We start from the raw sequence: 23,789 nt of genomic DNA on the forward strand, positions 1-23,789 counted from the left end.
GCGCGGAGGTGGATTTTCGAAGTTCGACAACCGTGTCTGTCCGATCGGGACGGAGAGGGGTGTATTCCCCGACTCCCACCCAGATTGACTTCCTGAGGGAGGCGCCGCTCCGCACCCTGCCTTGCGATGAGCTTTGGCGCCGACCGAAGGACCTCGCCAGCAGAACGACGGGGCTGGTCCCGTGCCCTGATCTGGCCCCTGCGCCACCGAGACGAGGTCCTTCGGTCGCGCGCAACCTGTAGTGTGACTTCTGGTTAAACGTATGCGCTCCCTCAGGAAGTCACCGCTTCGTTATGGATTTGAGGTTTAGCAACACCATCTCAGGAAGTCAGCGCTTCCTTTACCATCCCAGAAGTTCAGCGGCACCCTCCTGGACAGCCGAGCGTTGTTCCGCTCCGTCCGCCACCCCGCCCCGCCCTGCCGATCGCGATCAGTCTTCGGCCGCGGTGGCGTGGGGGCGGCGGCGGCGGTCGACGGGGCGGCGGGGCGCGTCGTCGGAGGCGGGCTGCGGCGACTCCATGGGCTCGGCGAGCGGGGGAGCGCCGGCGGCCTCGAAGGGCGAGTGCGCGTCGGGAACGCGGGCCTGCCGCAGCCCGCGCACCAGCAGCAGCGTCACCAGCGTGGCGGCCACGGCGACGTATCCCACCCGCGGGTAGCCCGTCAGCGCCTCGCCCTCGCCGCCGCCGATCAGCATGCCGGCCACGAACGCCGCGGCGCCGGCCGCGCCCTGCTGGATGGACGAGTTCAGGCTCATGAAGCTGCCCCGCCGCCGCGGCTCCACCACGCCGGTGATGAGCGCGGTGACGGAGATCATGCGCCCCGACGCCATCACCATCATCAGCGTGGTCACCACCAGGATCACCGGCAGCGACACGCGCGGCAGGTGGGTGACGGCGATGATGGGGAGGGTGCTGAGCGCCGCCGTCAGCACGAACACCCGCTTGTGGCCAAAGCGGTCCGCAAGCGGCCCCCACAGCATGGGCCCGGTGACGATGGTGGCCAGCCCGCCGGCCAGGTACATCAGGTCCAGCTGCGTCTCGGGCATCCCCACGTTCTCCACCAGGTACGCGCTCAGGAACGGCACGACCGTGAAGGCGGAGAACATGATGGCGGTGGTGAGCAGGTACGCCCGCACGTGCCGCGGCTCGCGCGCCACCTGCCACAGCTGGGCAAAGGGCGACGGATCGTCGCTGCGGCGCCCGGTAAGGTGCCCGCGCATGCTGGGCAGCGCCACGGCGGTGATGACGAAGACCACGGCCGTCACGGCGGCAAGAAAGAGGAAGGGCGTTTCCCAGGCGCCGCGCTCCGCCAGCGCCAGCCCAAAGGGCAGCCCCAGCACCGACGCGGCGCTGAAGCCGCCCATCACCACGCCCATGGCCGTGCCGCGGCGCTCGGGGCGAATCTGGTCGCCCACCACGGCGAACACCACGCCCGCCAGCACGCCGCCGAACGAGCCGGCCACCACGCGCGCGGCCATCAGCATCCAGAACTCGTCCACCAGTCCGCACAGCAGCGTTCCCACGCCAAAGCCGGCGAGCAGGAACAGCAGCATGCGCTTGCGGTCGTACCGGTCCATGAAGGCGGCCGCCACCAGCCCCGACGCCGCGGCCGCAAAGGTGTACGCCGACACCAGCAGCCCGAACTCGCGCGCCGAGATGTGCAGCGAGCGCATGAGCAGGGGCGCCAGCGGCATCATCAGGACGAAGTCCAGGATGTGGCAGAACTGCACGGCGGTAAGCACGAGCAGCAGAAGCCACTCGCGCCGGTTGAATACGTTCGACGTAAGGCGAAGACCCGCCATCCTGCTCCGTTTCAAGGTTCCTGTACCACGATTCACAATCCGGGAGATCCGGATGCGGCGGCCGGGATCTCCACGATCCGGGGGCGCCGCCTCAGGCGAATGAATTCGCGGCTGGGAGAACGCGATGTCCGCCTTCGCGGACGGGTGTTGCGCGATCGTCCCAGCCCCTGAAGCCCCGCGCGGTTTGCGGGGCTTTCCGCGGTTGTTGCGGCGAGTTCACTCGCTCTAGCCGGGCTCGCGATGATGACGGCGAGCCGGGTGTCCTCCGTCAGGCCGCCGGGGCGAATGAATTCGCGGCTGGGGAAACGCGATGTCCGCCTTCGCGGACGGGTGTTGCGCGATCTTCCGAGCCCGTGAAGCCCCGCGCGGTTTACGGGGCTTTCCGCAGTCGTTGCGGCGAGTTCACTCGCTCCGCCGGGGCTCGCGGCGATTCCCGCGAATCCCGGCGTCCAGTCAGGCCGCCGTGGCCTTGCCCGGGGCGGAATCCTCCCGGTACACCGCACCGGGCCATCCGCTCCGCGCGACGCGGCTGCGGGACGCGGGGTGACGCGCAGTGCGCCTGCGGGTGGCCGGGGCGGCGGCGAACTGCGCCACCGGAATCCCCAGCAGCTCCGCCGTGGTCTCCCACGCCCGCAGCGCGGCCTCGCCGTCGTGCGACGCCCGGGACGAACGGGCGGCGTGGCCACGCGGGTCGACCCACGCGCCGGTCACCAGCTCGCGCGAGGTCGCGGCGACCACCGACGAGCGGGCGGCGGCCTCCGGCGTCTGCTTGCGCTGCACGCGGCGCAGCAGCGGCCAGGTGAGCCGCAGCGGCACCGGGAGCATCGCCGGCACCATCGCCTCGGTCATGGGCGTCCACGCGCTCCCCGGGTCCGCGGCCACCACGGTAATGCCGGTGCCGCGCAGCCGGCGGGCCAGCTCGTACGTCCACATCAGGTTCAGCAGCTTGGCCCGGCCGTACACGTCCAGCCCGCGGTAGCCGTGCGCGGACTGCAGGTCGTCCCAGCGCATGCGCACGTGGCGGTGCACGCCGCTTCCCACGTTGACGATGCGCGCCGGCACCGAGGCACGCAGCCGCGGCAGCAGCAGGTGCGTCAGCAGGGCGGGGGACAGGTGCGTCACGGCCAGCGTGGCCTCCAGGCCGTCCGCCGTCTCCTGGCGCTCCGCGTACATCCCCGCCGCGTTGTTCACCAGGATGTCCAGGCGGTCGTACGCCGCCGAGAACCGCTCCGCGAGAGCGCGCACCTCGTCCAGCGACGACAGGTCCGCCGTCATCAGCTCCACCTGCGCGTTGCCGCTCTGGCAGCGGATGGCCTCCACCGCCGCTTCGCCGCGCGCCCGGTTGCGGCCCACGACCACCACCGTGGCGCCCAGCTTGGCCAGCCCCAGCGCGGTCTCGCGGCCAATGCCGCCGGTGCCGCCCGTGACCAGGGCCACCTTGCCGTCCAGCGGCGCGGCGCTCACTGGACGCCTCCCGTCTCCGGCAGCGCCGTCAGGACGTGCGCGGGCTCGGCGTCGGCCGGCGCGCGGGGCATGCGGATGATGATGCCGTACGCGTCCGGGTCCGCGCCGCGCTGGGCGGACCGGGCGGCAAGGCGGGCGGCGGATACGCGGCCGCGCGGCGCGGAGAGCAGTGCCAGCATGTGGAGAACCCTTCCCTTCCCTCGGATCCCGTTCCATGTGTGCCCGCCGGCCCCCCGGCCGGTGGGCGGGTGGTGCGTCAGGCCGCGCCAGCGGTCTGCAGCACCGGGTAGTCGGTGTAGCCGTGCTCGTCGCCGCCGTAGAAGGTGGCGCGGTCCGGCGTGTTGAGCGGGGCGTCCGCCCGTAGCCGCTCGGGCAGGTCGGGGTTGGCCAGGAACGGCACCCCGAACGCCACCAGGTCCGCCTGCCGGTCGGCGATGGCCGCGTTCCCCGTCTGGCCGTCGTAGCCCCCGTTGGCGATGAAGGGGCCGCGGAAGATGGCCTTGAGCACGGGCGAGACGCGGGGCTCCGCGCCCGCTCTACCCAGTACGACGAACGAGCCGTCCGCGGATCGACGCTCCTGCTCGCCGATCGTCTCCGACACGTGCAGGTAGGCCAGGTTGAAGCGGTTGAGCGCGTACGCCGCGTAGCCGAAGGTGGCCACGGGGTCCGTGTCGCTCATCCCGTTCACCAGGCCCATGGGGCTGATGCGCACGCCCACGCGCTCGCCGCCCCACACGTCCACCACCGCCGCCGTCACCTCTTCCAGGAAGCGGGCGCGGTTCTCTACCGAGCCGCCGTAGCGGTCGGTGCGGTGGTTGGTGCCGTCGCGCAGGAACTGGTCGATCAGGTAGCCGTTGGCCCCGTGCAGCTCCACCCCGTCGAACCCCGCCACGTACGCCCGCCGCGCGCCCTCCGCATACTGCTCCACGATTCCGGCGATCTCGTCCGTTTCCAGCGCGCGGGGCGTAACGAAGGGCTTCATCCCCTGCCCGGTGTACAGCTCGCCCGGCGCGCCGATGGCCGACGGTGCGACGGGAAGCGCGCCGCCCGGCTGCAGCGAGGGGTGCGAGACCCGCCCCACGTGCCACAGCTGCAGAAAGATGCGCCCGCCCTTGGCGTGCACCGCGTCCGTCACCCGGCGCCACCCCGCCACCTGCGCGTCGGTGTGGATGCCCGGCGTGCCGGGGTAGCCCACGCCCTGCGGCGACACCTGCGACCCCTCGCTGACGATGAGCCCGGCGCCCGCGCGCTGGGTGTAGTACTCGGCCATCAGCGGCGTGGGGACGCCGCCCTCGCCGGCGCGGCTGCGCGTCATGGGCGCCATCACCACCCGGTTGCGCAGCTCGTAGGGCCCCAGCCGGAACGGGGTGAACAGGTTCGGCGTACGCTCGCTCATCTTCGTCATCCCCTCACGTTGGTTGTCGATCGCCCGCGCTCGCGGGCTAACTGAAACCGCTTAAGTTACAGATTGGGGCGCACTTCGCCCGCGGCGGCGTACCCGCGCCGCTCAGCGGGCAGGTGCCCGCGCGGCCACCGTCCCCCGCCCCACCCGACCTCCACCCGTCAGCCGCAGCACCGGCGTCACCACCCGTCCCGCGCGCACCGTGATGCGCTGCTCCTGCACCGCAAACCCGCCGCGCTCCGCCCGCAGGGTGTACGTTCCCGGCGCCACCGCCTGGAACTGGAACCCGCCCGTGGGCCCGCTGACCGCCGACTGCCCCGCTCCCCCGCCCTCCGGCACCAGCGTGACCGCGGCGTTCGCCACCGGGTTGCCCACGCCGTCCGTCACCCGCCCCAGCACCCGCGCGTCCTGCGCGGCACCCTCGTCCGCCCCCGCCATCATCCCCGCGACGGCCAGCATCACCGCCCCCAGGGCCCTGCGCGCACTCGCCATCCGTGTCATCCCTGCCTCCCGCATCAAAACGGTACGACCCTTCCCGCTCGACTACATCTGTATCCGGACCGGTTGCAGATCCGCTGACGCGAAAACGGCTTGCGGGCCGCTCTACGCGTGGTGCGCCATCCCGGCCTCGGCGTCCGCCGCCTGCGCCCCGCCGCACCCGCCGTGCATCTTGCCCTGCTGCACCAGGCGGAACACGTCGGCGATGGTCACGCCGCCCAGCACGCCCTGCATGGCCGTGTGCGCCTGGCAGAACACGCCCTGGAGCACCTGGCGGATGTTGCTGCCGATGTCGCAGTGGTGGCAGGGCTGCGCGTGAAGGGCGAACAGCTCTTCCTTCTCTTCCACCGCGCGGTACACGTCCAGCAGCGAGATGTCTTCGGGCTCGCGGGCCAGCTGCGCGCCGCCGCCCACCCCCGGCTGCACCGAGACCAGCCCGGCGTTGCGCAGCGATCCCATGATGCGCCGGACGACCACCGCGTTGGTGTTCACGCTGCCGGCCATGCGCTCGGACGTGACGGGCTCGTCGCGCCGCCACGCCAAGTACGCCAGCACGTGTACCGCCACCGCCATCCTGCTGCTGATCGTCGACATCTGGACTCCGGTTGGTGTAACTGTAACAAGTCTAGGTACGGAGTCGGCGGATGTCAACGGTTGTGTGCGGGGAGGTGGGGATGGGGTGGATTGGCGTGCGTTGAACTGCGTCGGCGGGGTGCCCCTCCCCCGGCCCCTCCCCGTTCGTTCCTCAGGGAGAGGGGAGAATTCGAACGTGCTGCGGATGGTTTGGCGCGAGGAGCGGGCGCCCCCTCCGCTCGCTTAGGCTCGCACCTCCCCCAAAACTGCTGGGGGAGGTTGGGTGTCCGAGGGATCGGGGCTCGACGAAGAGACTCGATCTGTGTCCGCCGGCGGCCCTCCCCGGCCCCTCCCCCCCCTCGTTCCTCGGGCGTTCCTCGGGAGAGGGGAGAATTCGATCCCGCTCCGGACAGGCTGTCGAGCGCGTCACCCTCCCCCGCGCAGTTGCGGGGAGGCCCGGGGTGGGGGGCGGCTCACCCTCTCGCGTCCACACCCACGGCAACGCGTTGCAACCCTTCGGTTTCACCGCCTCATCGACGGGGGAATACTTGCCTGCCCGCGTCCCGCTACGCCGGCCCCAGCCGTCGAAGCGCCTCCTCCGCCTGGGCGCCGATGGGTGTGTTGCGGTGCCGGTGCGCCAGGCCGCGCAGCTCCGCGCGGGCGGCGCGGCCGTCGTCGAGCGGACCCAGGTACAGGTCCACCAGCCGGTTGGTCGCGTGGATGTCGATGCCGGCCGGCACCCCGGGCAGCCCGCGCGCTTCCTCGAACAGCTCGCGTGCACGGCGCGGGCGGGCGCCGGGGCCGGCGTACACTTCCGCGGCGCGGATGCGCACCCGGGGGTCCGCGGGCGTGGTGGCGATCAGAAGCTCATAGGCGTGCAGCGCGCCCGCCACGTCGCCGCGCATCAGCATGGCGTCCTGCAGCGAAAAGTCCGGCTCCACCGGGCGGCCCGATCCGCGCGGCGCCACCCACAGGGCTACGGCGGCGGCGGCCACGTACACGCATCCCGCCGTTCCGGCCGTGACCAGCACGCATACCGTCAACGCCGCCAGCACCGCGCGCACCAGCACCACGGAGCCAGATGCCCCTTCGCCCTTCGCCTGGATCACGGCGATCACCGCCGCGATGATGCCCATCGCCACGCCCCACACCGCAAAACGAAGAAGCAGGTACGCGTCCGGGCCGAGCCGGTCGGCCAGGGTCATCCGGTAGGTGGACTTCACGAAGATGGGCAGGACGGGGGACGGGTGCGGCGCGGACTGGAAACTTACGCCGTCCGGGCGCTTGTGGAAGGGATCGAGCTGGAGGGTTGGCATGAAAAGGACTGAGGCTCGGCGAAATCGATCGAACTGCGTCCGCGGGCGGCCCCCTCTCCCGGCCTCTCCCCCGTCGTTCCTCGGGGAGAGGGGAGAATTCGATCGTCCTTCGGATGGTTTGAACTGCGTCCGCTGGCGGCCCCCCTCTCCCGGCCTCTCCTCTATAAACCCCATGGGGAGAGGAGAATTCGATCCCGCTTCGACAGCCAGTCGAGCGCGTCACCCTCCCCCGCGCAGTTTGCGGGGAGGTCGCGAGAAACGATCGTGGGGCGCCGGCCGCTTGCTCTGCATCCTCCGGAGATGCTGACTGCCGTTCCCGCCTCAGCCGCCCAGGTGCCGGCGGAACCAGGCGACGGTACGGGGCCAGGCGGCCTGCGTGGCGGCCAGGTTGGCGCCGTTCTGGCCGTCCTGCTGGCGCAGGAAGCCGTGGCCGGCGCCGGCGTACGTCTCGTGCTCGAAGGTCTTGCCCAGCGCGCGCATGGCCGAATCCGCGGCGGGGACGGTGGCGTTCACGCGCGCGTCGTTCTCGCCGTACAGGCCCAGCACCGGCGCGCGGATCCGCCCCAGCTGGTCCGTGGGGGCCGAGGTGCCGTAGTACACGACGGATGCGCCCACCGTCTGCGAGTGCGCGGCGTGCGCGAACGACACCGATCCGCCCCAGCAGAAGCCCACGATGCCGTAGCGTCCGTTCGCCGCCGGCAGCGCGGTGGCGTAGCGCGCCACCGCGTCGATGCGCCGCTGCACGTCCGCCGGGTTCAGCGAGCGGACGGCGGCCACGGCGCTGTCCGCGACCGGCTGTCCGTCGGGGCCGTTGGGCACGTTGCGGCCGGTAAGGAAGTCGGGCGCCACGGCGATGAAGCCGTCCGCCGCCAGCTGGTCCGCGACCGCGCGAATCCAGTTGCTCACCCCGAAGATCTCGTGCACCACGATCACCACCGGCGCCTTCTGGCTGCGCTCCGGATACACCACCCAGGCGCGCACGCTGTCGCCGCCGCCGGCGCTCACCATCGCCCACTCGCCGTGGCGCGGGGACGCGGCCAGCCGCGCGGTCGCATCCGCCGCGCCCGCGGGAAGGCCGGACTGCGCGCCCGCACTCATGTTGCCGCCCGGCGCGGGGGAGGGGCTGCAGGCAACGGCGGCGGACAGGGCCAGCAGGGCCGGCAGAACGACGGATCTGCGCATCGCGAAACGCTCCGGGTCGCGGGTCGAAAAGGTCAATCCGGGTACACCGGCAGACGGATCGCGAACGCGGTGCCATCGTCGCCGCTGCGCACGTCCATCCACCCCCCGTGCTCGCGGATGATGCGCCGGCAGATGAACAATCCCAGCCCCGTCCCCTCGTCCCCCGCCTTGGTGGTGAACAGGGGATCGAAGATGTGGGGCAGCACGTCCGGCGGAATCGGCGGCCCGTCGTTCCACAGTTCGACGACGACGGACGGCGCCGGCTCGGAGACAGGGGCGGCGGATACACGCAGGGTGCGGCCGCGCTCGCCCAGCGCCTGCTCGGCGTTCACCAGCACGTTGAGGAACACCTGCTGCAGCTGGTGCCAGTCGCCCGCCACCAGCGGAAGCTCGTCCGGCAGCTGCACCTGCACGTCCACGCCCGAGGTGGACAGCTTGCGCTCTCGCATCCCCACGGTGGCGCGCAGCACGTCGGCCACGTCCACCGGCCCGCGCTCCACGGGATGGCGGCGGGCAAAGTTCAGCATGTCGTTGACGATGCGCGAGCAGCGGTCCACCGCGCCGATGATGTCGCGCAGCTGCTCGGCAGAGTCTTCATCCGCCGCGCGGCGCAGCAGGATCTGCGCGTGGGCGCTGATGACGGCCAGGGGGTTGTTGAGGTCGTGCGCCACGCCGCCGGCCAGCAGCCCCAGCGTGAACAGCTTGTCGCGCTCGCGCAGGTGCCCCTCCATCCGCGCGCGCTCCTCCATCAGCCGCCGCGTGCGCAGGTGCGCGTCGATGCGCGCCCGCAGCTCCGCGCCGCGAAACGGCTTGCCCACGTAGTCGCTGGCCCCCGCGTCGAACGCGGCGTACACGCTTTCGGGGTCCGTCTTGGCCGTCACCATCAGGATGGGCAGGCGCAGCGCGTCCCACCGCTGGCGCGCCGCGTGGCAGATCTCCAGCCCGCTGATTCGCGGCAGCATCCAGTCCAGCAGCAGCAGGTCCGGCGCGCCCTGCTCGTCCAGGATGCGCATGGCCTGCTCGCCGTCCGCCGCGACGGTGACGCGGTAGCCCGCCTGCTCCAGCAGCAGCCGCAGCACCCGCGCCGCCGACGCGTCGTCCTCCGCGATCAGCACGTGCTCGCCCGCGCCGCGCTGCATCAGCCCCGCGTGGGGATTCGGATCGCTCATCCCCGCGCTCCACGACGGCCGGACCTCACACGGAGACACGGAGGACACGGAGAAACGCTTCTCCGCAGCTCCGTATCCATCCCGTTTGTTTGTGAATGGCGATTCACAGCAGCGGCTCGGGAGAGGAGATGCGTTCGCGCGCCGCGTCGGGCGCCAGGGCAAGGATCGAGAGCACCCGGTCCGGGTCCATCTCGCGGCGGTCCATGGTGAAGATGCGGAAGGCGCGCGCCGTGTGGTACAGCTCGCCCGAAACGCGCGGCAGGTCGATGAGCCCCGCGCGCCCTGTCTCCGTCAGCCGCTGCACCGCGCCGGAGCGGCGCAGCATCAGCAGGTCCAGCCCCAGCATCCGCGGCTTTTCGGGATAGTCCACCATCACGCATCCCTCCTCCAGCCCCAGCTCCGCCCCCAGCCGCGCCTCCAGCGCCTCCACCAGCCCGGAATCCTGCCCGATCCACGCATCGCCCGGCAGCCCGCGCAGCGCCTCGCCCGGCACCTCCAGCGCGCGCTTGGGCAGCTTGCGGCGGCGCACGGCGGGAATCCACCGCTCCGCCACCCGCCGCGCCGCCGGATCGTCCCGCTCCTCCGCGCGCAGCTCCAAAATGGTCAGCAGCCGCTCGTCGGACTGGCCTACCAGCTCGTCCGCATCCACCACGCGGCCGCGCAGCGCGTCCTGCACCAGCCGCTTGTACAGCACCGTGGCCGCGCGGACCGCGTGGTGCCAGTAGACGTTGCGGAACATCTGGTACTTGGAGAACAGCAGGGATTCCAGCGCGGACAGGCCTTTTTCGTGGATCCCCACCTCCGCGCGCCCCGTCTCGGGGTCGGGGAGCAGGGTGATGGAGTGCAGCAGGCGGTCGACGTCAACCTCGCCGTACGGCACGCCGCAGAAGCGCGCGTCGCGGCGCAGGTACTCGATCTTGTCCAGGTCCAGGCTTCCCGACACCAGCCCCTGCAGCGGGGATCCCGACGCCCCGCGAATCATTTCGCCGATGCGCGCCGGGGCGTCGGGCGCCAGCGCCTCCAGCGCCGCGCGAATGCCGTCGGATTGAAGGAATCGCTCCGCCAGCTGCTCGTGGTGGGCGGGGATCAGCTCTTCGCCCAACTCCTCCAGCGCGTGCGAAAAGGGGTAGTGGCCCACGTCGTGGAGCAGCGCCGCGTAGGGCACCAGCCGGCAGTCGACTGGGTCGACGCGCTGCAGCTCGCCGCGGTCCGCCAGCAGCCCCAGCGCCCACCGCGCCAGGTGGTACACGCCCAGCGCGTGGTCGAAGCGCGTGTGCGTGGCGCCGGGATACACCAGGTACGCCAGCCCCAGCTGGCGGATGAGCCGCAGCCGCTGGAACTCGGGGGTGTCGATGATCTGGACCGCCGCCGCGTCCAGGCGGATGGTGTTCCAGAGCGGGTCGCGGACGACCTCGAACTCGTGCGGCTGGGGAGGGATTTCTGGGTGCATCAGGGGCGGGAGTGTACCCGCGGGGCGTGGCGGCTGTCAAGTTTTGGGGGTGGGGGGGATGCGGGATGGGGGATGGGGATGGGGATGGGGATGGTTCGTCGCGACCCGCGGGCGCCCCCTCCGCTCGCTTAGGCTCGCACCTCCCCCAAAAACCCTGGGGGAGGTTGAACTTCGATCCCGCGTCGAACGCTTGTCGTGCGCGTCACCTCTCTCCCGCGCTGTTTGCGGGGGAGAGGCCGGGGGGCCGGGCGCCAGCGTGATTCCTGTCGCCGAGCAGTGATCCCGGCCCCACCCCAACCTCCCCCAGCAGTTTTGGGGGAGGTGGGCGAGTAATGCGAGCCCGGAGGGGGCGCTGGCGGACGCAGCCCCGTGCCCGTCGAAGCGCGACGCCCACCCTGTCGCCCCGCCCGCCGCCCGCGTATCCTGTCCCAAACATACGATCCCTGGCAGCCCACACTCCGCCCGGTTTTCCCGATGGCGATCGAATCCAACGAGCTTACCCGCCGCGGCTTCGCGAAGGCCGCCATGGCCGCGGCGGTGGCGCCGGCGCTGGCCGCGTGCGCCGCCGCCGCGCCCGAGCCTGCCTCCGCGCTCGCCGCTCCTGCGCCCGCTCCGGCCGCAGCGCCCGCGTCCGCCGGCGCCCAGCAGGAGCCCACGCCGCTGGCGCGCGCGCTGGCGGAGGCCGTCCGCGTGCAGTACGGCGACCGCATGACGGAGGCGGAGATGGCCAAGGTGCAGCGCGGCATCTCGGGCGTGCTCGCCACGGCCGAGCGGCTGCGGCGCTTTCCGCTCCCCATCGCCACCGAGCCCACGTTCGTGTACCGCGTGCCGGGAGGCGCGCAGTGAGCATTCCGGACGAGACGCTGCACCTTCCGCTGACGGAGCTGGCGGAGCAGGTGCGCACCCGGCGGCTGGACCCGGTGGAGCTGGCGGAGGCGTACATGGCGCGCCTGGAGCGCTTTGGCCCGGCGCTGGGCGCGCTGGTCACCGTCACCCGCGAGCGGGCGCTGGCCGAGGCGCGGCAGGCGCGCGACGAGATCGCGGCCGGGCGCTACCGCGGCCCGCTGCACGGCGTGCCGTACGGCGCCAAGGACCTCATCGGCGCGGAGGGATACGCCACCACCTGGGGCGCGCAGCCGTACCGCGAGCAGCGCCTGCCCGACGCCGCCGTGGTGGAGCGGCTGAAGGCGGCGGGCGCGGTGCTGGTGGCCAAGCTGGCGTCGGTAGAGCTGGCCGGCGGCTTTGGCTACGAGCAGGCGGACGCGTCGTTCACCGGGCCCGGCCGCACGCCGTGGAACCGCGACTACTGGAGCGGCGGCTCGTCCAGCGGGCCCGGCGCGGCGGTCGCCGCGGCGCTGGTGCCGTTCGCCATCGGCAGCGAGACGTGGGGAAGCATCTTTGCCCCCGCGGCGCTCAGTGGCGTCACGGGGCTGCGGCCCACGTACGGCCGCGTGAGCCGCTGGGGCGCCATGGCGCTCTCGTGGACCATGGACAAGATCGGCCCCATGTGCCGCACCGCCGAAGACTGCGGCGTGGTGCTGCAGGCCATCGCCGGCCCCGACCCGCGCGACGAGTCCACGGTGGCGCGTCCCAATCGGCACGAGCTCGATGCGCGGCTGCCGGGGCGGCCCCGGCTGGGCATCCTCAAGGGCAACGCCGAAGGATCGCAGCCCGAGGTGCGCCGCAATTTCGAGGCGTCGCTGGAGGTGCTGGGCCAGTTCGCGGACCTGGTGCGCGACGTCACGCTGCCGGAGTACCCGTACGGCGCCGCGGCGTCGCTCATCATCGACGCCGAGGCGGCCAGCATCTTCGAGGAGCTGGTGAGCAGCGGCCGCGTGCGCGAGCTCAGCGCGCCGGAAGACCGCATCGGGGGATACGCGGGGCAGGTGGTGCTGGCAAAGGACTACCTTCGTGCCATGCGGGTCCGCCGCCCGGCCGGCGAGGCGCTGGACCGGCTGTTCGTGGATGGCGGATTCGACGCGCTGGTGCATCCCACCTGGGACACGGTGTCGTACCCGGTGGGCAAGCCGTTCGACGACGCGTGGACGGACGCACCCGGGGGCGGCCAGGGGATCAGCGGCGCGGCCAACCTGGTGGGGCTGCCCGGCATTGCGCTCCCCAACGGCTTCGGCCGCGAAAACCTGCCGACGTCCATCGCCTTTACAGGCCGCGCCTGGAGCGAGGGCCGGCTGATCGCCCTTGCCCGCGAGGTGCAGCGCCGCACCGACTGGCACCGCCGCATCCCCCCCGGCTACTGAGCGGTGGATGAACGACGGGAGGTGGCGGATCTCCATCCGCCGCCTCCGCCTGGTTTTATACGGAATCCGCCGAACCACCTGTCATTCTGAGGAAGCGCCCACCCCAGGCTCCTGGAAAGACTGGGAGCCAGTTGGCGCGCCCGAAGAATCTCCCTCCCCTCGCGCGGAGCCCCTCTCCCGGGCAGAGCCCGGGAACCCCGCGTGACCACGAGATCCCGCCGCCCGGCGTGCAGATTCTTCGGTCGGCGCCATGCTCGACCGCTGTGTCATATCAGAAGCAAGTGTCGGCGCGACCCACGGGCGCCCCCTCCGCTCGCTTGGGCTCGCACCTCCCCCGCAACTGCCGGGGGAGGTGATATCAGATCCTGCAAAAGAATAATCGTACAGAGGAACAGGGTCAGACAGAGAAAGCGGGCTGAAATATCATCTTCGTCCTCTGTCTGACTCTGTTCCTCTGTTCCTCTGTACCTGTGAATTGTTGTTTTCCGGATTCGGCATAAGGAGCTGCCGATCGTCCACCGGGCGTGCCTCCCTGTCCCGCCACGTGGACAACGCGTCCGGGCGCCACGTGGATACGGATGGATCCAAATCGTTCAGCATCAACCACGTACACCGCCGCCGCCCACGGGTACGCGGAATGCCGTCACTCCGCACGCGCGCGGGTCCATGCCCGTGAAGCGGCCGCGCGCTCTGCCAGCTCCATCGTCCCCCGTCCCCTTTTATCTACCGGAATCGATTTGATCTCCCCTCCATCGCCAAACCTCCTCGCCCACGCGCTCCGCATCCTCGCACTCGTCGTGGCGCTGTTCGCCGCGGGGCCGCTGGGTGCGCAGACGGTGCACGGCGTGCTGGTGGATGAAGACGCGCGGCCGGTGCCGGGTGCGCTGGTGGTCCTCATCTATCCGGGCGGCGCGGCGGACCGGGGCGCCATGACGGATGCGCGGGGAAGCTTTACGCTGGTCGCCGCGCTGCCGGGGCGCTACACGGTCCGGGCGGAGCGCACGGGATATCAGACGGCGGAGGTGGTGATCGACCTGGCCGCGGGAGAGACGGAGGAGGTGCGGCTCGCCACCGCGCTGCAGGTGTTCGTGCTTCCCACGGTGGACGTGGTGGGCGAGAGCCCGTGCACGGTGCGGCCGGGGCGGGGGATGGCGGCGTACGCGCTGTGGGACGAGGCGCGCAAGGCGCTGCGCTCCGCGGCGTTTCTGCAGGACGCGGAGCGCGTGCAGTACACCGTGCGCACGTACCGCAGCCACATCGTCATGGCCACGGGACGCATGCGCCGCCAGAGCGACGATCCGCGCCGCGTCACCGGCCGCCCCTTCCAGACGCTGGCGCCCGCGGAGCTGGCCTCCCGCGGCTACGTGCGGCCCGATGGCGACAGCGTGGGCTTCTACGGGCCCGACGCGCAGGCGCTGCTTTCCGACGAGTTCCTGGACACCCACTGCCTGTACGTGGATCCGGACGCCGCCGACCGCCACACGGTGGGGCTGGCGTTCGAGCCCGTCCGCCGCCGGGGAGTCGTGGACATCAGGGGCGTGCTGCGCTTCAGCCGCCGCACGGGCGAGCTGCGGGCGGTGGAGTACGAGTACACGGAGCCGGGCGGGTCCGCGCGCCCCATGCCCGCGGGCGGCAGCGTGGAGTTTCTGCGGCTGGCCGGCGGCGGATGGGTGATCACCCGCTGGCACATCCGCGCCACCAACATCGCCCGCCGCACCGACTGGGCGCAGCGGGGCCAGCAGGTGCAGACGGTGACCGACGTGCACGAGTCCGGCGGCGAGGTGACGGAGGTGGCGCTGGTGCCGGAGCCGGGCGCTCCCTGATTTCGTTCGGAACGCGCCACCGCCGGCACGGAGTCATGGAATGTGTCTACTGTTCCACGTCCCTGACGGAAGCGCTCGACTTCCTGAGAGCGTGTTTAAGAATCCGACGCTGCGCATCCAGGCAGATCTACCAGCGCTGTCATTCCGAGGCCGGCCACGCCGCAGCCTGCTTTCACCCCAGAGGTTGCAGGGCCCAGGAATCCACTGCCGGATTGCTGGAGGGCAGACGCGGCAGCCCGTGCTGAACTCGCGGCTACGACACGGGCGGACAGGGCCAGTGCCGGAGCGGTGCGGCAGGGCACCAGCAGCAGACAATAGATTTCTCAGTCGGCGCGCCGGATTTCGTGCGAGCCGATGGTGCGGTGTGGCGCCTCCTTCGAAATGACATACGGGCGCGAGCGCAGGATTCTTGAACACACTCCTGGATCCACCAGACGCAGAGCGGGGGCGGCCCCTTTCCGGAGCCGCCCCCGCTCGTTCAGCGCCCGCGGTGGATCAGCAGACGGTGGTCTCGGGGCAGCACGCGGTGCGCAGACACGAGCCCACCTTGCTGTAGCAGTTGTCGTTCAGCGTGCCCTGGTTGCCCAGCACGGTGCCGCGCTCCAGGTCGCCGCCCTCGATCTCGAACGACTCCACCGCCAGCACGTCCAGGTTCAGCGCGATCTTCTTCATGGGAGTTTCTCCTTTATGCGATTTTCGGTGGCGCGGATCCGTGGCGCCGGAGAGGCCGGCCGCCTCCACGCCGTGGCGTTGCGGGGTGCAACGCAGCTAGCAATCTCTTTCTGACACCGCCTGAGCACAAGCGTCTCGTTGTACGCATTTCGGCCGGGCGACGGGAAGGCGGAAAGGGGCCTTGCGCTTGCATCGGGACCCGTGCACGACGTTTACTTGTATCGACCGAAATCCACCCGATCCGTCCCGGCCCATGAAGCTTCCCCTTCCCCGGTCCTGGCAGGCGCACGTGGGCGCCGAGCTGGAAAAACCGTACTTCCACGCGCTGCGCGAGTTCGTGGACGACGAGCGCCGCCGCGCCACCGTGTATCCGCCCGAAGGCGAGGTGTTCACCGCGCTGGAGCGTACGCCGTACGACCGCGTAAAGGTGATGATCCTGGGGCAGGATCCCTATCACGGCCCCGGCCAGGCGCACGGGCTCGCGTTCTCCGTGCGCCCCGGCGTGCGGCCGCCGCCCTCGCTGGCCAACATCTTCAAGGAGCTCAAGACGGAGATGGGGTGCCCGGTCCCGAAGAACGGCTCGCTGGTCCCGTGGGCCGAGCAGGGCGTGCTGCTGCTGAACGCGGTGCTCACCGTGCGCGAGGGCGAGCCCAACTCGCACAAGGGCAAGGGGTGGGAAACGTTCACCGACGCCGTGATCCGCGCGCTGGCCGCGCGGCCGGACCCGGTGGTGTTCGTGCTGTGGGGCGGATACGCGGCAAAGAAGGAGGCGCTGATTGGCGCGCCGCACTTCATCCACAAGTCCGCGCATCCCTCGCCGCTCTCGGCCAAACGCGGCTTCTTTGGCAGCACGCCGTTCACCATCATCAACCGCGAGCTGCAGCGTGCCGGCCATTCGCCCGTGGAGTGGTGCCTGGCGGATTGAGGCCGGCGGTCCGGAGGATGGCGGCCGGTCAGAACGGCGGATGATGGTTCGTTGCTCTTGTGGAAGGATGCACGGAACCGGAACTGCCGGTGAGAAGCGGACTTAGGACGGCACAGCCCGCCCTGGTCCGCCCGCGCCCGTACTCCCCGCCCCCACGGCCGCCACCACTCCGCAGGAGGTGCCCCATGTTCAAGGTCCTGACCGGCGAAAAGAAGCGCAGGGCGATCAGCCCCGCCACGATCACGGCGTCGGTGGCCGTGCACCTTCTGCTGGGCGGCGCCCTGTTCGCCGCCGCCGGCAACGACCCCATCGAGGTCGTGCAGCCCATCTGCGGGCTCAATCCCGAAGTCGGGGAGACGGAGTGCGAGCTTCCGCCCATCATCGATCCGCCGCCGCCGCCGGTTCAGCCTACGCTTCCGCGGCTGGCCGCCGAGCCGGTGACCGAGCCGGTCCCGGGTAGGGTGCCGCGGCTGGATGACATAAGGACGGCGCCCGACGGGCTTACGGACGAAGCGCCGAGGGTGCGGACGGTAAAGCCGCTCGACTACCGGCGCGATGGGCAGCTGGGCACCGTCATCGACATCCCAAGGGGCGAGTCCGGGGGACCTGTGGGCCCGCGCACAACGTCCGCGGCGGTCCAGCCCGACATCACCCCCGACGCGTTCGACATGCAGCCAGTGCTGGCCCGCGATGACCTGAGCCGGGTGCTGGAGCGGCACTACCCGGCGGTGCTGCGCGACAGCCGGGTAAGCGGGCGCGTGGTGATCGAGCTGGTGGTGGACGAGGAGGGCCTGCCCATCCCCGGCTCGGCGCGGGTGGTCGAGGCGTCGCACCCCGCGTTTGGCGAAGCGACGCTGCGCGCGGTGGAACGCTTCCGGTTTCGTCCCGCAACCATCGGCGGGACGCCGGTGCCGGCCGTGGTGACCATCCCCATCCTGTGGACGGTTCCCGGCTGAGCCGCTCCATTCCGATGATCGGCAGGGCCCCGGCGCCGTTGCACCGGGGCCCATCGCGTGGGCCATCCTTCGGTGGTGCGGCGCGGCGCGGATCGAGGTGGATCCGGGATCGGCCGGTCAGAACGGCGAACGATCGTTCGTTGACTCTGTGGAAGGGCGCCGCGCGGCAAACGCCGGAACTCCTGATGAGCAGCGGACGTAGGATGGCACAGGGCCGTCCGTTGTCCGCCGCCGCACGCGCCCGGACACCCCCGGCCCCACGGCCGCCATCATTCCGCAGGAGGTGCCGCATGTTCAAGGTCCTGACCGGCGAAAAGAAGCGCAGGGCGATCACTCCCGCCACGATCACGGCCTCGGTTGCCGTGCACCTTCTGCTGCTGGGCGGCCTGGTCTACGCCTCCACCGGCGAAACCGCGCCCGACGAGGTGGTGGGTGGCATCGTGGATCTTCCGCCGCTGCCGATCGAGCCGAAGGAGCCGCCTCCGCCTCCGCCCCAGCCCACGCTTCCGCAGCCGGCCGCCGACCAGACGGATACGAAGCCGATCCCGGGCGAGGTGCTGCAGGTGGAACAGGTGACGGACGTGCCGGAGGGGGTCAAGGATGAGCTGCCGGGCGTGGTTCCCGTAGACCCGAAGGACTACGACGGCGATGGGCAGCTGGGCACCGTAATCGGTCCGCCGGTGGGTCCGCCCGCGGGGCCGGTGGGACCGCCCACGCCGCCGGCGGCGGAGCCGGGGCCGTACTCCGTAGACGTGGTAGAGGTGCGGCCGGTGCTGGACCGCAACGGGCTGAGCCGTACGCTGGAGCGGCACTATCCCCCGGTGCTGCGCCAGAGCCGGGTAAGCGGGCGCGTGGTGATCGAGCTGGTGGTGGACGAGGAGGGCCTGCCCGTTCCCGGCTCGGCGCGGGTGATCGAGGCGTCGCACCCGGCGTTTGGCGACGCGGCGCTGCGGGCGGTGGACCGGTTCCGGTTCAGCCCCGCGAAGATCGGCGGGACGGCGGTGCCCGTCGTGGTGACCATCCCCATTCAGTGGACGGTTCCCAACTGAACCGATCCGTTTTCAGATAGAGGTTCGAGGGCCCCGGCGCAGTCAGCCGGGGCCCTCGGTGTTTGGCACCGGCCTCTGCGCGAACCAGGCGAAGAGGATGGGGAGGATTCGATGCGGACGGTCTACGACGCCGGCCGCTCCCCCGCAGCCAGCCACGGGGCAGACACTCAGCCTAGCAACGAGGAGCCGCCAGTCCGCGAAGGCGGCCTTCGTGTGGTTGTTGCAGCGAATTCATTCGCCCTTGCCGGCCCTCGGCGTGATGCCGGGAGATTGGGGCTCGACGAACGGGGGCTGCCGAGCCTCTACTCTCCGTCTGGCCGAAGGCCTTCGGAGCGGTCGGTGGCGGATGGGGCATCCGCGCCAGCGCGGCGGTCCGCACGGGCGTCGGCGGCGGTGCGGAGGAGGGTGGCGCCCAGGATGAGGACGCCGCCGGTGATGGCCCACGGGCCCGGCGTTTCGCCGTGCACCAGCCACGCCCACACCGGGTTCAGCGCGGGTTCCAGCATCAGCAGCACCGACGCCTCCAGCGCAGGGACGTGGCGAATGCCGGCCGCCAGCAGCAGGTACGCCGCGCCGATCTGGAACACGCCCAGGTACGCCACGGCCAGCCAGTCGCCGGTGCCCGCATCCACCACCGGCAGCGATGCGGGAAGGCAGGCTAGGAAGGCGATCAGGTTGCCCGCGACCACGGTGGGGAGGGCCGATCCGTCGCCGCCGGCGCGGTTCCCCATCCACCGAAGCCCCACCAGCGTGAGTGCCCAGGTGGCGCCGCTGGCCACCGCCATCAGGTTGCCCAGCGGGGGGTTGGGCGCCGTCTGCACCGGCGCCTCGGAGCCCACGAAGAACAGCAGCAGCCCCAGCACCACCGGCGCCATGAACACCAGGTCGCGCCGCCGCACCGCCTCCTTGAGCAGCAGCGGCCCGAACAGCAGCATGTACAGCGGCGCGGTGGACTGAAGAAAGATGGCGTTGGCGGACGTGGTGAGCTTGTTGGCGGTTACGAACAGCACCAGGGTGGACGCGTACGCCACGCCCACCGGCACCACGTGCCACGTCCACCCGCGCCGCGCCGCGGGGACCAGCAGAAAGACGGCCGCCGCCGCGACGGCCGAGCGGAACCCCGCCACCTGCCACGCGGTGAGCGTGGTGGCCTTGATGGCGGCGCCGCCGGTGGAAAACAGCAGCGCGGCGCCCAGCACCTGCAGCCGCCACGTGGTTCGGTTGGCCAACGGCCCTCGCACGAGCAGGGATACGATTGGTGAGCCGGAAGGATGCCGCCCCGCGCCCGGAGCGGCAAGGATGCCCATCACCCGTTGGCATCACCGTTCGCCCGTTCACCCGTTCACCCGTTCACCCGTTCACCTTCCTTCCGGCACACACCCTGCACCGACCCGCCGCCTCCAAACGCTGTACCAACATTCGACAAGCGGGAGAATCCAGGATGAGCAACGGCAGCACCTCCATGCCGCACGATGCCACGCCGGCCTCGGCGGAAAAGAAGGTGGACCAGATGTACGGGCTGGTGGAGGGCATCGAGATCGCGATGTTCACCACCCGCCGCCCGGACGGGCACCTGGTTTCGCGCCCCATGGCCACGCAGGCGCGCGCGGCGGGCGCGGACCTGTGGTTCGTGACCGACGGCGACACGCACAAGATGGACGAGCTGGAGCACGACGCCCACGTGAACGTGAGCTACTACCGCGACAAGACCCGCGAGTGGGTGTCGGTCAGCGGCACGGCGCGCATGGTGAACGACCGCGCCAGGATCCACGAGCTGTACCGGCCCGACTGGAAGGCGTGGTTCCCCGACGACGGCCCCGGCCGCGACGGCGGGCCCGACGACCCGCGCCTGACGCTGATCGCCGTGGATGCGGACACCGTGGTCTACATGGTGAGCAACACGCCGCGCCCGGTGGTGCTGTTCGAGGTGGTGAAGGGCATCATCACCGGCCAGCAGCCCGACGTGGGCGAGACGCACGTGCTGAACGCGGGCGAGCTGCACCGCGGCGCCTGATCCACGGATTGCCTCACGCGGAGACGCGGAGGCGCGGAGAGGATCGAGAAGAGTTCTCTGCCTCTTCTTCCTTTCCGCGCCTCCGCGTCGTTGCGTTAGAGTGTGTTCAAGAATCCCTTGCGCTCGCGCCCGTCTGTCATTTCGAAGGAGGCGCCACACCGCACCATCAGCTCGCACGAAATCCGGCGCGCCGACTGAGAAATCTACTGTCTGCTGCTGGTGCCCCGCCGCACCGCTCCGGCACTGGCCCTGTCCGCCCGTGTCGTAGCCGCGAAGCAGGCACGGGCTACCGCCTCTGCCCTCCAGCAATCCGGCAGGGGATTCCTCGGCCCTGCAACCTCTGGTGTGAAAGCAGGCTATGGCGTGGGCGGGCCTCGGAATGACAGCGCTGGTGTATCTGCCTGGATGTGCAGCGTCGGATTCTTAAACACACTTTTAAGCCACTCTTCCAGGGATTAGACGCCGATTACGATCCTCCTCCTCACCCCTCCGTCCGCTGGCGCAATCCGCCGGTTCCAACATTCTTCCCTTCAGCGGCAACTCATCCTCCGAACACCACCATGCGAGTCCCCGAGCCGAGCCCGTGACAACCGCACCGCCGGAGCCCGCCCTGCTCGACGCCCCCGCCGCCGCGCCGCCCGATCCCGCCGCGTTCGAGGCGCTGTACCGCACGCACTACCGCCACGTCTACGCGGTGACGCTGCGGATGACGTGCGATGCGTCGCGCGCGGAGGACCTGACGCAGGAGGTGTTCGTCCGCGTGTGGCAAAAGCTGTCGACCTTTCGCGGCGAAAGTGCGCTCAGCACCTGGATTCACACGGTGGCGGTGCGCACCACGCTGGAAAGCATGCGCAGCGAGTCGCGGCGCCAGGCGCGGGTAATCACCACGGACGAGCCCGGCCGCTACGCCGCCGAGGCCCGGCGCGCCATGCCCGAGACGGCGGTGGACCTGGAGCGCGCCATCGCCGGCCTGCCGCCCGGCGCGCGCAACGTGCTGCTGCTGCACGACGTGAACGGCTACCGGTACCACGAGATCGCCGAGATGCTGGGCGTAAGCCTGGGCACGGTAAAAAGCCAGCTGAACCGCGCGCGGCGCCTGATGATGGAGGCCCTGGAGCGATGACCATGCACCTTTCCGAAGAAGAGCTGCACGATTTTGCCGGCGGCGAGCTTTCGCCGCGGCGGATGGAAGAGGCGGCCGCGCACCTGGACGCCTGCGCCAGCTGCCGCGCCGCCGCCCAGCCGCTGATCGCCCTCACCGCCCGCCTGGCCACCCTGCCGCGCCACGCGGACTCCGCGGGCGACCTGTGGCCCGCGCTGCAGGCGCGCCTGGCGGCCGAGATGCGCCCGGGCCAGGTGCCGGTGACCAGGGTGATCTCGCTGGACGCGCACCGGAAGCGCCGCGCGCTTCCCGCGTGGGCGGCGCACGCGGCGGCCGCCGCCGTGGTGTTCACCATCGGCTTTGGCGGCGGGCGGCTCTCGGGGTCGCCCGAAGGGGGCGCGGCGGTGCTCGTGGCGGCCGACACGGTGGCGACGGCGATGGAGGCGGCGGTGCGGGTGCAGCGCGCGGGGACGGAGTACGTGGCGGCGGTGGCGCACTTCGTGGCCGCCACGCGCGGCGGCGACAGCCTGGTGGCCGCGCAGGGGCGCGAGGCCACCATTGCCGCGTGCTACGGTGCCTCGCGCGAGCTTACGCGCCTGCGCAACGACGACAGCTCCGCCGTGCGGCTGTTCCGCACCGCGGCCACCACGCGCGCCGTGCAGCCCGACACGCCCTCCGCCTCGGTGATGTTCTGATGACGCCGGGGATGATGGGGACGATGGAGATGGTGGCGAGCGCGGCGTTTCGATCGATGTTCGCCCGGCGGCTGTCGATGGCGCTCGCGCTGACGCTGGCGGCCGGCGCGGCGCAGGCGCAGTCGTGCGGCGACGGCGTTCCCCGCACGGCGACGCTGGGAATTGGGCAGCTGCAGTGCGTGGGGGGATCGTGCACGCTCAACGCGCGCGACGGCGCGGGCCGCACGCACGACTTTTCCACCGAGCCGCGCGTCTGGCGGCTGGAGCCGGACGGCCCCGCGCACGGCGTGCTGCGCGACGGCGACCAGATCCTGGCCGTGGACGGGGCGCTCATCACCACGCCCGAGGGCGGGCGGCGGCTGGCCAACCTGCGGGCGGGCGTGCCGGTGGCGCTGCGCATTCGCCGCGGCGGCGCGGAGATGCGCGTGTCGGTGACGCCGCGGCCCGGGTGCAACACCCCGGCGCTGGCGGTGACCCCCACCGCGGCGCGCCCGGACGCGAACGCGGCGGCGGAAGCGGGGCCGGCGATCTACTTCGGGATGGAGCTGGACTGCGGCGACTGCGGCTGGCGGCGCGAGGGCGGCGACTTTCGCTGGCACAGCACCGAGCCCATGCGGGTAAAGGCGGCGGTGCCCGGCAGCCCCGCCGCGCGCGCGGGCCTTCGCGCCGGCGACGTGGTGCTGCGCATCAACGGCCACGAGCTCACGGAGCGCGGCGCCGGCCGGTTCTTCGACCGCTTGACGCCCGGGCAGGCGGTGCGCTTCGAAGTGCGCCGCGGCACCCGCACCCTCACCATCCCCATCGTCCCCGAGGTACGCCGCGGGACGTGATGCGCGGCGGAGGATGGGAAGCAGGCCGGGGACAACAGCGTCCTCGGCCCACTTTGCTCATGCGGCTGGCTTCACGACTGCGCCTCGTTTGGCTGCAGGGCGCTCCTTTGCGGCAAGCCGTGCTTGAATTGCACTGGTGATCCACGTGTTCAGGCTCTCGCGCTGTGTGCGCGCCGCAAGCGCGGCATCGCGATGCAGCTCAGGAGAGATTCTCAGGACGAAGCGGCCCGAGCAGGGGCGTTGCGGCTCCACGCCGCGCTCTTCGCAAAAGGCGAGGTAATCGTCGATTCCCGCGCGGAAATCGGCTTCGAGAGATTCCACCGTATCGCCCTGAAACGATACGAGATCCGTGATTCCGTCCACGCGTCCGTAGAAGAGCCGCTCGTCGGCGTGGTACTCGACGGAGCCCGTGTATCCCTTGTACTTCATGGCGTTATCCCGGCTCTGATAAGCAGGTCGCGAACTTCGCGAACCGTGAATTGCGAAGCTTCCTTCCGAGGGTGAGGCCGATGGATGTGCGCGGCCTGCTCGTTCAGCTCGATCGCCAGGCGCGAGCCGCTCCCCTCCCGCATGTGGGCTCCGAACGAAAGAAGCATCGACTCGATCTCTG

The 23,789-nt window shown here is 71.2% G+C and carries 23 protein-coding genes; 10 read left to right on the top strand and 13 right to left on the bottom strand.

Annotated features, from left to right (window positions below; translation table 11 throughout):
• Positions 1 to 430: 430 nt before the first annotated feature.
• From VGC13_RS16400 to VGC13_RS16445, 10 genes are all read right to left on the bottom strand, one after another.
• Positions 431 to 1,801 carry an MFS transporter gene (locus VGC13_RS16400; RefSeq protein WP_331126354.1) on the bottom strand — a complete coding sequence of 457 codons (1,371 nt, stop codon included), beginning with the start codon at positions 1,799 to 1,801 and terminating at the stop codon, positions 431 to 433.
• A gap of 453 nt (positions 1,802 to 2,254) precedes the next feature.
• Complete coding sequence (locus tag VGC13_RS16405) at positions 2,255 to 3,265, bottom strand: SDR family NAD(P)-dependent oxidoreductase (RefSeq protein WP_331126355.1); 1,011 nt, start codon at positions 3,263 to 3,265, stop codon at positions 2,255 to 2,257.
• Positions 3,262 to 3,444 (bottom strand): hypothetical protein, encoded by a 183-nt coding sequence (locus VGC13_RS16410; protein WP_331126356.1) that lies wholly within the window; start codon positions 3,442 to 3,444, stop codon positions 3,262 to 3,264. The genes VGC13_RS16405 and VGC13_RS16410 overlap by 4 nt, the downstream gene beginning before the upstream one ends.
• Positions 3,445 to 3,521: 77 nt before the next feature.
• The gene (locus tag VGC13_RS16415; RefSeq protein ID WP_331126357.1) at positions 3,522 to 4,661 is read right to left on the bottom strand and encodes an alkene reductase; all 1,140 of its coding nucleotides are present in this window, start codon (positions 4,659 to 4,661) and stop codon (positions 3,522 to 3,524) included.
• A 111-nt stretch (positions 4,662 to 4,772) separates the two neighbouring features.
• Positions 4,773 to 5,168: a carboxypeptidase-like regulatory domain-containing protein gene (locus VGC13_RS16420; protein ID WP_331126358.1), complete on the bottom strand. Its 396-nt coding sequence runs from the start codon at positions 5,166 to 5,168 to the stop codon at positions 4,773 to 4,775.
• Between the two features lie 102 nt (positions 5,169 to 5,270).
• Complete coding sequence (locus VGC13_RS16425; protein ID WP_331126359.1) at positions 5,271 to 5,759, bottom strand: Rrf2 family transcriptional regulator; 489 nt, start codon at positions 5,757 to 5,759, stop codon at positions 5,271 to 5,273.
• A gap of 545 nt (positions 5,760 to 6,304) precedes the next feature.
• On the bottom strand, positions 6,305 to 7,054 hold the full coding sequence (locus VGC13_RS16430; protein ID WP_331126360.1) for a hypothetical protein: 750 nt from the start codon (positions 7,052 to 7,054) through the stop codon (positions 6,305 to 6,307).
• A gap of 321 nt (positions 7,055 to 7,375) precedes the next feature.
• Positions 7,376 to 8,236 (bottom strand): dienelactone hydrolase family protein, encoded by an 861-nt coding sequence (locus VGC13_RS16435; RefSeq protein WP_331126361.1) that lies wholly within the window; start codon positions 8,234 to 8,236, stop codon positions 7,376 to 7,378.
• A 32-nt stretch (positions 8,237 to 8,268) separates the two neighbouring features.
• A complete protein-coding gene (locus VGC13_RS16440; RefSeq protein ID WP_331126362.1) occupies positions 8,269 to 9,405 on the bottom strand; it encodes a sensor histidine kinase in 1,137 nt (378 codons plus the stop codon).
• Between the two features lie 103 nt (positions 9,406 to 9,508).
• Positions 9,509 to 10,855, bottom strand: coding sequence for an HD domain-containing protein (locus VGC13_RS16445; RefSeq protein ID WP_331126363.1), 1,347 nt, complete (start codon positions 10,853 to 10,855; stop codon positions 9,509 to 9,511).
• Between the two features lie 474 nt (positions 10,856 to 11,329).
• Between VGC13_RS16445 and VGC13_RS16450 the strand changes: the two genes are divergently transcribed.
• From VGC13_RS16450 to VGC13_RS16460, 3 genes are all read left to right on the top strand, one after another.
• The gene (locus tag VGC13_RS16450) at positions 11,330 to 11,701 is read left to right on the top strand and encodes a hypothetical protein (protein ID WP_331126364.1); all 372 of its coding nucleotides are present in this window, start codon (positions 11,330 to 11,332) and stop codon (positions 11,699 to 11,701) included.
• A complete protein-coding gene (locus VGC13_RS16455) occupies positions 11,698 to 13,113 on the top strand; it encodes an amidase (RefSeq protein ID WP_331126365.1) in 1,416 nt (471 codons plus the stop codon). Before VGC13_RS16450 ends, VGC13_RS16455 begins: the two co-directional genes overlap by 4 nt.
• 797 nt (positions 13,114 to 13,910) lie before the next feature.
• Entirely contained in the window at positions 13,911 to 14,936 is a 1,026-nt protein-coding gene (locus VGC13_RS16460) for a carboxypeptidase-like regulatory domain-containing protein (protein ID WP_331126366.1), read from the top strand.
• Positions 14,937 to 15,431: 495 nt separating this feature from the next.
• Here the strand turns inward: VGC13_RS16460 and VGC13_RS16465 are convergent, their stop codons facing one another.
• Positions 15,432 to 15,608 carry a hypothetical protein gene (locus VGC13_RS16465; protein ID WP_331126367.1) on the bottom strand — a complete coding sequence of 59 codons (177 nt, stop codon included), beginning with the start codon at positions 15,606 to 15,608 and terminating at the stop codon, positions 15,432 to 15,434.
• 253 nt (positions 15,609 to 15,861) lie between these two features.
• Between VGC13_RS16465 and VGC13_RS16470 the strand changes: the two genes are divergently transcribed.
• The 3 genes from VGC13_RS16470 (at position 15,862) to VGC13_RS16480 (ending at position 18,538) form a co-directional block, all read left to right on the top strand.
• Positions 15,862 to 16,533, top strand: coding sequence for a uracil-DNA glycosylase (locus tag VGC13_RS16470; protein WP_331126368.1), 672 nt, complete (start codon positions 15,862 to 15,864; stop codon positions 16,531 to 16,533).
• 185 nt (positions 16,534 to 16,718) lie between these two features.
• Positions 16,719 to 17,489, top strand: coding sequence for a TonB family protein (locus tag VGC13_RS16475; RefSeq protein ID WP_331126369.1), 771 nt, complete (start codon positions 16,719 to 16,721; stop codon positions 17,487 to 17,489).
• A 290-nt stretch (positions 17,490 to 17,779) separates the two neighbouring features.
• Complete coding sequence (locus VGC13_RS16480; protein WP_331126370.1) at positions 17,780 to 18,538, top strand: energy transducer TonB; 759 nt, start codon at positions 17,780 to 17,782, stop codon at positions 18,536 to 18,538.
• A 302-nt stretch (positions 18,539 to 18,840) separates the two neighbouring features.
• On the opposite strand, the gene VGC13_RS16485 is transcribed toward VGC13_RS16480, so the two are convergent.
• On the bottom strand, positions 18,841 to 19,767 hold the full coding sequence (locus VGC13_RS16485) for a DMT family transporter (RefSeq protein ID WP_331126371.1): 927 nt from the start codon (positions 19,765 to 19,767) through the stop codon (positions 18,841 to 18,843).
• Between the two features lie 212 nt (positions 19,768 to 19,979).
• On the opposite strand from VGC13_RS16485, the gene VGC13_RS16490 reads away from it, so the two are divergent.
• The 4 genes from VGC13_RS16490 to VGC13_RS16505 all read left to right on the top strand — a co-directional run bounded on the left by VGC13_RS16490 (position 19,980) and on the right by VGC13_RS16505 (position 23,179).
• Positions 19,980 to 20,552 carry a pyridoxamine 5'-phosphate oxidase family protein gene (locus VGC13_RS16490; RefSeq protein WP_331126372.1) on the top strand — a complete coding sequence of 191 codons (573 nt, stop codon included), beginning with the start codon at positions 19,980 to 19,982 and terminating at the stop codon, positions 20,550 to 20,552.
• 583 nt (positions 20,553 to 21,135) lie between these two features.
• Positions 21,136 to 21,675 (top strand): RNA polymerase sigma factor, encoded by a 540-nt coding sequence (locus VGC13_RS16495; RefSeq protein ID WP_331126373.1) that lies wholly within the window; start codon positions 21,136 to 21,138, stop codon positions 21,673 to 21,675.
• The gene (locus VGC13_RS16500) at positions 21,672 to 22,349 is read left to right on the top strand and encodes an anti-sigma factor family protein (protein WP_331126374.1); all 678 of its coding nucleotides are present in this window, start codon (positions 21,672 to 21,674) and stop codon (positions 22,347 to 22,349) included. The genes VGC13_RS16495 and VGC13_RS16500 overlap by 4 nt, the downstream gene beginning before the upstream one ends.
• Positions 22,349 to 23,179 carry a PDZ domain-containing protein gene (locus VGC13_RS16505; protein WP_331126375.1) on the top strand — a complete coding sequence of 277 codons (831 nt, stop codon included), beginning with the start codon at positions 22,349 to 22,351 and terminating at the stop codon, positions 23,177 to 23,179. The genes VGC13_RS16500 and VGC13_RS16505 overlap by 1 nt, the downstream gene beginning before the upstream one ends.
• Before the next feature lie 57 nt (positions 23,180 to 23,236).
• Here VGC13_RS16505 and VGC13_RS16510 read toward each other — a convergent pair whose 3' ends face one another.
• Positions 23,237 to 23,608 carry a type II toxin-antitoxin system HicB family antitoxin gene (locus VGC13_RS16510; RefSeq protein WP_331126376.1) on the bottom strand — a complete coding sequence of 124 codons (372 nt, stop codon included), beginning with the start codon at positions 23,606 to 23,608 and terminating at the stop codon, positions 23,237 to 23,239.
• Positions 23,609 to 23,789 lie beyond the last annotated feature (181 nt).

This window comes from Longimicrobium sp., assembly GCF_036399255.1.
Lineage (GTDB): Bacteria > Gemmatimonadota > Gemmatimonadetes > Longimicrobiales > Longimicrobiaceae > Longimicrobium.

Coding starts and splice junctions, on each gene's coding strand:
- VGC13_RS16445 (WP_331126363.1), bottom strand. CDS start 10,855: ATGCACCCAGAAATCCCTCCCCAGCCGCACGAGTTCGAGGTCGTCCGC.
- VGC13_RS16400 (WP_331126354.1), bottom strand. CDS start 1,801: ATGGCGGGTCTTCGCCTTACGTCGAACGTATTCAACCGGCGCGAGTGG.
- VGC13_RS16415 (WP_331126357.1), bottom strand. CDS start 4,661: ATGAGCGAGCGTACGCCGAACCTGTTCACCCCGTTCCGGCTGGGGCCC.
- VGC13_RS16480 (WP_331126370.1), top strand. CDS start 17,780: ATGTTCAAGGTCCTGACCGGCGAAAAGAAGCGCAGGGCGATCACTCCC.
- VGC13_RS16490 (WP_331126372.1), top strand. CDS start 19,980: ATGAGCAACGGCAGCACCTCCATGCCGCACGATGCCACGCCGGCCTCG.
- VGC13_RS16420 (WP_331126358.1), bottom strand. CDS start 5,168: ATGACACGGATGGCGAGTGCGCGCAGGGCCCTGGGGGCGGTGATGCTG.
- VGC13_RS16430 (WP_331126360.1), bottom strand. CDS start 7,054: ATGCCAACCCTCCAGCTCGATCCCTTCCACAAGCGCCCGGACGGCGTA.
- VGC13_RS16510 (WP_331126376.1), bottom strand. CDS start 23,608: ATGAAGTACAAGGGATACACGGGCTCCGTCGAGTACCACGCCGACGAG.
- VGC13_RS16505 (WP_331126375.1), top strand. CDS start 22,349: ATGACGCCGGGGATGATGGGGACGATGGAGATGGTGGCGAGCGCGGCG.
- VGC13_RS16435 (WP_331126361.1), bottom strand. CDS start 8,236: ATGCGCAGATCCGTCGTTCTGCCGGCCCTGCTGGCCCTGTCCGCCGCC.
- VGC13_RS16425 (WP_331126359.1), bottom strand. CDS start 5,759: ATGTCGACGATCAGCAGCAGGATGGCGGTGGCGGTACACGTGCTGGCG.
- VGC13_RS16470 (WP_331126368.1), top strand. CDS start 15,862: ATGAAGCTTCCCCTTCCCCGGTCCTGGCAGGCGCACGTGGGCGCCGAG.
- VGC13_RS16450 (WP_331126364.1), top strand. CDS start 11,330: ATGGCGATCGAATCCAACGAGCTTACCCGCCGCGGCTTCGCGAAGGCC.
- VGC13_RS16475 (WP_331126369.1), top strand. CDS start 16,719: ATGTTCAAGGTCCTGACCGGCGAAAAGAAGCGCAGGGCGATCAGCCCC.
- VGC13_RS16410 (WP_331126356.1), bottom strand. CDS start 3,444: ATGCTGGCACTGCTCTCCGCGCCGCGCGGCCGCGTATCCGCCGCCCGC.
- VGC13_RS16500 (WP_331126374.1), top strand. CDS start 21,672: ATGACCATGCACCTTTCCGAAGAAGAGCTGCACGATTTTGCCGGCGGC.
- VGC13_RS16440 (WP_331126362.1), bottom strand. CDS start 9,405: ATGAGCGATCCGAATCCCCACGCGGGGCTGATGCAGCGCGGCGCGGGC.
- VGC13_RS16465 (WP_331126367.1), bottom strand. CDS start 15,608: ATGAAGAAGATCGCGCTGAACCTGGACGTGCTGGCGGTGGAGTCGTTC.